Annotated in this window: 1 pseudogene; it reads left to right on the top strand. The window is 47.4% G+C overall.

Features of this window, described 5'->3' with window-relative positions:
- Positions 1-325, top strand: a pseudogene (locus M3175_RS24700) (hypothetical protein); the annotation flags it as partial.

The raw sequence follows: 325 nt of genomic DNA, 5'->3' as shown, positions 1-325 counted from the left end.
GCTAACAAAGAAGCAACCGCTGCTGCCGCTCAAAAGGCATTAGATAATTTAGTTGCTGAAAAATTAGCCGCTGAAAAAGCTGCCGCCGAAAAAGCCGAAGCAGAACGTTTAGCGAAGATTGAAGCCAACCGTGTTGCCTTGGTTGCTAAAGCCAAAGCCGCAGGATTAACTGACGCCCAAGCTACTGCCTATGCAGCAGCTAACAAAGAAGCAACCGCTGCTGCCGCTCAAAAGGCATTAGATAATTTAGTTGCTGAAAAATTAGCCGCTGAAAAAGCTGCCGCCGAAAAAGCCGAAGCAGAACGTTTAGCGAAGATTGAAGCCA

The sequence above is a fragment of the Robertmurraya korlensis genome (assembly GCF_023715225.1).
GTDB lineage: Bacteria > Bacillota > Bacilli > Bacillales > Cytobacillaceae > Robertmurraya_A.
The sequence above is the reverse complement of the archived record's forward strand: the minus strand, read 5'-3'. Positions and strand labels throughout refer to the sequence as shown.